The organism is Arthrobacter sp. I3 (genome assembly GCF_000520575.1).
Lineage (GTDB): Bacteria > Actinomycetota > Actinomycetes > Actinomycetales > Micrococcaceae > Arthrobacter > Arthrobacter humicola_A.
In genome coordinates, this window is record NZ_KI914903.1 from 118,687 (window position 1) to 122,075 (window position 3,389).

Sequence of the window (3,389 nt, forward strand, 5' to 3'; positions counted from 1 at the left end):
ACGCCCTGCGCGCATACCAGCAGCGCGCCCTCGCCGAGGCAGCGGCCAACGGCTACGTGGCCCTCGCCGAGATGGCCGCGCCGCATATCGGAAGCATCGAGGACCTGCGGCTCGCGGTGGCCTGGAACAGCACCTCCGGCGGCGGACCGAACGGGGTGGACGGCGTGGCAGTGCCGGAGATCCTGCCGTACTGGGGCGAGCTCGCCGGATCCGCCGAACATGCCCAGTCCATCCTGGACGAATTGGGCCTGCCTGTACTGGGCCTCGCCGGTGACCTGAACATCGACGGCTCGATCGGCTCACGGACCGCCGCCCTGCGGGCGGACTACACCGACGCGCCCGGAGAGCGCGGCAACCTGTACCTCTCCGTGGCCGAGGCAGCCGCCCACCTCGCGGCGTGCTCCCTCCTGGGGATCCAGGCGGGTTTCCACGTGATCGGCGACGCCGGCCTGGACGCGGCCCTCGACGCCCTCGACCTCGCCGCGGCTGAGGTGGGGGAGCAGCGCGTCCGTGCCGCGGGGCACCGGTTCGAGCACGTCGAACTCGCCGATGCCGCGGCCATCAGCCGGCTGGCCCGCTATTCGGTCAGCGTCAGCGCGCAGCCGGTCTTCGACGCCCTGTGGGGTGGCGGGGACCGCCTGTACCAGCAGCGCCTCGGCTCCCGCCGGCTGGGAATGAATGCCTTTGGCAGCCTCTACGCGGCCGGTGTGCCGATCTGCTTCGGCAGCGACAGTCCGGTGACGCCGCTCCGGCCGTGGTCCAGCGTGCGCGCGTGCCTGCAGCACACCAATCCCGCCGAACAGATCTCCGCCCGCGCCGCGTTCCTCGGCCACACGCGGGCCGGCTGGCGGGCAGCCCGCTACCCCAACCCCATGGCCGGGCAACTGGTGCCGGGCGCTCCGGCCAGCTTTGCGGTCTGGGAGGTCGAGGAGCTCATGGTCCAGGTGGCCGACGGGCGCGTGCAGTCGTGGAGCACCGACCCCCGCGCCCGCACCCCGCTGCTGCCGGCGCTGGACACCGGCAGCGATCCTGCCTGCCTCCTGACGGTACGGGACGGCCAGGAACTCTATGCCAGCGGCGCCCTCCACGCCTGAACACCTGGCGCCTGATCCGGCCCGTCATCCAGCGGACGGAGCGGAAAAATTTCCATCCGCGACCCCGCCCTGAACTGCGCCGACAGACGAAACGGCAGGTCACGGCTCGGTTGACAGATCGGCCCGCCCCCGTAGCATTGAGGGGCAACGGAGGGTTGCGTACCGCGCAGACTCCGGCAGTCCCCGGTCCTTCCCAGGTTGCCGCACCCGCGGGAGCTTTACTTGGTCATGACCACGGGCACCCCCAGGGGGCGGGTCTACTTCGCAGCAGAAAACGGTTCCGGCGCCGCAATTCGTGGCCTGCCGGAACTGGCCCGAAGCGGGTGGACCTGCCCGGGCGGCCGCACGGCCGCCTCGCGGGCGCCCCACGGGCGCGCAACTCCCTATAATGGGAAGTTGCGCCTGAATATCCGGAACCATTGACTTTCGGCGCACCGACCGCTCCCTTCAAGGAAAGGCCTCGCTGTGCGTGTCCTCACCATCATCCCGACCTATAACGAGCTGGAATCGTTGCCCAAGACCCTCGGTCGCCTGCGCACAGCCGTGCCCGCCTCCGACGTGCTGGTTGTCGACGACAACAGCCCTGACGGCACGGGGCAGCTGGCGGACCGCATGGCCGCAGAAGACGGACAGGTCCACGTCCTGCACCGCGCCGGAAAGGCCGGCCTGGGAGCGGCGTACATTGCGGGCTTCAAGTGGGGCCTGGACGCCGGCTACGACATCCTCGTGGAGATGGACGCTGACGGCTCGCACCAGCCCGAGCAGCTGCCGCAGCTGATCGAGGCCGTGGAGCAGGGCGCGGACCTCGCCATGGGCTCCCGCTGGGTTCCCGGCGGCCGCGTGGTCAACTGGCCGCTCTACCGCCAGGCCATCAGCCGCGTCGGCAGCACGTACGCGCGGATCATGCTCGGAGTAAGGATCAAGGACGTCACCGGCGGCTTCCGCGCCTTCCGGCGGACCACGCTGGAGAAGCTGAACCTGGATGCGGTCGACTCGGTAGGCTATGGCTTCCAGGTGGATCTCGCCTGGCGCGTGGCCAAGCTCGGCCTGACCATCGTGGAACGGCCCATTACCTTCGTGGAGCGCGAGCTCGGCGCTTCGAAGATGAGCGGCAACATCGTCGTCGAAGCCATGATCAACGTCACCAAATGGGGACTCACGGCCCGCTGGAACAAGCTCCGGGGCAAGCAGGACAGCAGGCAGGACGCCTAAGGCGTGTCTCCCGGTCCGGGCATCACCGGGGTATAGGGTCGGGCGGTATGGCGCTGCGACTTGTTCAGGTGAATTTCAAGGCTCAGGATGACTCAACGCTCGGCCGGTTTTGGGCGGAGGCACTCGGCTGGGGTGTGTCCAGCGAGGGACCCGGTGTGACCAATGTTGAACCCCTGGGTTTCGTCTGGCCGGACCCCGCCGCCGTCTGCGTCGATGTCGTCACCGTCCCGGACCCCGAGACGGTGGGGTACCGGGCGCGCCTCGATCTCGCCACCACCTCTGCGGCCCACCAGGCGGAGCTGGTGGCGCATCTCTTGGGGCTCGGCGCGACGGCCGCCGACGTCGGCCAGGGTGCTGAGCCGTGGACGGTTCTGGCCGACCCGGAGGGCAACCTGTTCCGCGTGCTGGAGCCCCGCCCGATCTACCAGGACACCGGGCCGATCGCCGCGGTGGTGGTCAGCTGTGCAGACCCACGGGCCACGGCCGGGTTCTGGGCCGGGGCGACGGACTGGACCCTGCACGAGGTGGACGACGATCACGCGAGGCTGCGTTCGGCCAAGGGTGTCGGGCCGTACCTTGAGTTCCTTCGTACGCCCGGCGTGCCTGCCGTGTGGGGCCGTGTCCATCTCGACCTGATGCCGTACCCGGGTGATGATCAAGCGGCGGAGGTGGCCCGGCTGCGGGCTCTGGGCGCCACTGACGCCGACGTCGGCCAAGGCGATGTGCCCTGGGTCTGCCTCGCCGACTCGGAGGGCAACGAGTTCTGCGTCCTCACCCCCGGCTGACGCAGTCTTCCGGCTCCTGTGCGCGTCCAGGCGATGCAGCCGCAGGAGGCGCAGAGGAGCCGCAGAGCATGGAGGCGCAGGAACAGGAAAAGGGCCGGGCCCGCATCGAATGATGCGGGCCCGGCCCTTGCCGTAGCCGGTGCGCTGGGGACTAGGCCGAGCGGCGTTCGCCGCGGCGTTCGCGCAGGATGGTGAGGCGATCTTCGAGGATCTGCTCAAGTTCGGGAAGCGAGCGGCGCTCCAGCAGCATGTCCCAGTGCGTGCGCACTGCCTTCTCGTTGCTGTTGACGGGGCGTTC

4 protein-coding genes are annotated in these 3,389 nt (G+C 69.8%); 3 read left to right on the plus strand and 1 reads right to left on the minus strand.

The window, feature by feature from the left end; genetic code table 11:
- The 3 genes from Y706_RS23585 to Y706_RS0104215 form a co-directional block, all read left to right on the plus strand.
- Positions 1–1,094, plus strand: a 1,094-nt coding sequence (locus Y706_RS23585) for an amidohydrolase family protein (protein ID WP_156945061.1), incomplete at its 5' end; no start/stop codon positions are given.
- A gap of 465 nt (positions 1,095–1,559) precedes the next feature.
- Positions 1,560–2,306 carry a polyprenol monophosphomannose synthase gene (locus tag Y706_RS0104210; protein WP_028275587.1) on the plus strand — a complete coding sequence of 249 codons (747 nt, stop codon included), beginning with the start codon at positions 1,560–1,562 and terminating at the stop codon, positions 2,304–2,306.
- Between the two features lie 47 nt (positions 2,307–2,353).
- Entirely contained in the window at positions 2,354–3,091 is a 738-nt protein-coding gene (locus Y706_RS0104215; protein WP_028275588.1) for a VOC family protein, read from the plus strand.
- A gap of 151 nt (positions 3,092–3,242) precedes the next feature.
- On the opposite strand, the gene Y706_RS27785 is transcribed toward Y706_RS0104215, so the two are convergent.
- The coding region (locus tag Y706_RS27785) for an RNA polymerase-binding protein RbpA (RefSeq protein WP_043434713.1) at positions 3,243–3,389 on the minus strand (147 nt) is incomplete at its 5' end.

Bases quoted from the DNA above. Each gene is read 5' to 3' on its own strand.
- Y706_RS0104215 (WP_028275588.1), top strand. From the start codon at position 2,354: ATGGCGCTGCGACTTGTTCAGGTGAATTTCAAGGCTCAGGATGACTCA.